This window comes from Streptomyces phytophilus, assembly GCF_013870535.1.
Classification (GTDB): Bacteria; Actinomycetota; Actinomycetes; order Streptomycetales; family Streptomycetaceae; genus Streptomyces; species Streptomyces phytophilus.
This window is the reverse complement of sequence record NZ_JACBXC010001490.1, coordinates 1-1,345: the sequence shown is the minus strand read 5'-3', so window position 1 is coordinate 1,345 and position 1,345 is coordinate 1. Positions and strand designations below refer to the sequence as shown.

Annotated in this window: 1 protein-coding gene and 1 pseudogene; one reads left to right on the top strand and one right to left on the bottom strand. The window is 70.5% G+C overall.

What is annotated here, in order from left to right; genetic code table 11:
* A pseudogene (locus H5J30_RS33635) lies at nt 1-211 on the bottom strand (hypothetical protein); the annotation flags it as partial.
* A 170-nt stretch (nt 212-381) separates the two neighbouring features.
* On the opposite strand from H5J30_RS33635, the gene H5J30_RS33630 reads away from it, so the two are divergent.
* Nucleotides 382-1,345, top strand: a 964-nt coding sequence (locus H5J30_RS33630; RefSeq protein WP_258563670.1) for a thiamine pyrophosphate-binding protein, incomplete at its 3' end; no start/stop codon positions are given.

Here is a 1,345-nt window from a genome sequence, read left to right as displayed (position 1 = left end):
CCGGCCGCGGCCACTCGTCGCGCCGGTCGCACACGGGACAGCGCACCGTCACCCACGAGTCCCGCCACGTACGGTGCTTCAGCTCCACCGGCACCCCGCCGCGCAGCAGCGGCAGCGTCAGCGGGGCGCCGCAGGCGCAGGGGAACGTGCTCGGGGTGTACGCGTGCTCGCGCCGGCAGGCCGGGCAGCGCACCGGCACGCTCTCTGGCATGGGAAGTGCTCCTGGTTCGGGGCCGCGTGGTGGATTCCGCACTCCAGCATCCCTCACGGATACGGCTCTTGACGCCGACTTGCCCCGCTTCTAGATTGCTTCCATATAGCAAAACTAAACTTCCATAATACGGAAAAGATAGAGAAGAGCAGGTGCACGCGATGCCTCGTATGACAGCCGCGCGCGCGGCGGTGGAGATCCTCAAGAAGGAAGGCGTCCAGGTCGCGTTCGGCGTCCCCGGAGCGGCGATCAACCCGTTCTACGCAGCCCTCAGAGCCGCCGGCGGCATCGGCCACGTACTCGCACGGCACGTCGAGGGCGCCTCGCACATGGCCGAGGGCTACACCCGTGCCGCGCCCGGCAACATCGGCGTGTGCGTCGGCACGTCGGGCCCCGCGGGCACCGACATGATCACCGGGCTGTACTCGGCGACGGGCGACTCGATCCCGATCCTCTGCATCACGGGGCAGGCGCCGACGCCCGTACTGCACAAGGAGGACTTCCAGGCCGTCGACATCGCCGCCATCGCCACCCCCGTCACCAAGAAGGCCACCACGGTGCTGCAGGCCGCCCAGGTGCCCGGGGTCTTCCAGCAGGCGTTCCACCTGATGCGCTCCGGCCGCCCGGGGCCCGTCCTCGTCGACCTGCCCACCGATGTCCAGCTCACCGAGATCGAGTTCGACCCGGACACGTACGAGCCGCTGCCCGTGCACCGGCCCGCCGCGACCCGCGCGCAGGCCGAGAAGGCCGTCGCGATGCTGTGCGCCGCCGAGCGGCCGCTGATCGTCGCCGGCGGCGGGGTCATCGGCTCCGACGCCTGCGCGGAACTGGTGGAGTTCGCGGAGCTGACCGGTACGCCCGTCGTGCCGACGCTGATGGGCTGGGGCGCCATCCCCGACGACCACCCGCTCAACGCCGGCATGGTCGGCCTCCAGACCTCCCACCGCTACGGCAACGAGAACTTCCTCGCCGCCGACTTCGTCCTCGGCATCGGCAACCGCTGGGCCAACCGCCACACCGGCTACCGGCTCGACGTCTACACCGAGGGCCGCACCTTCGTCCACGTCGACGTCGAACCCACCCAGATCGGCCGGATCTTCGCCCCCGACTACGGCATCGCCTCCGACGCCGGCG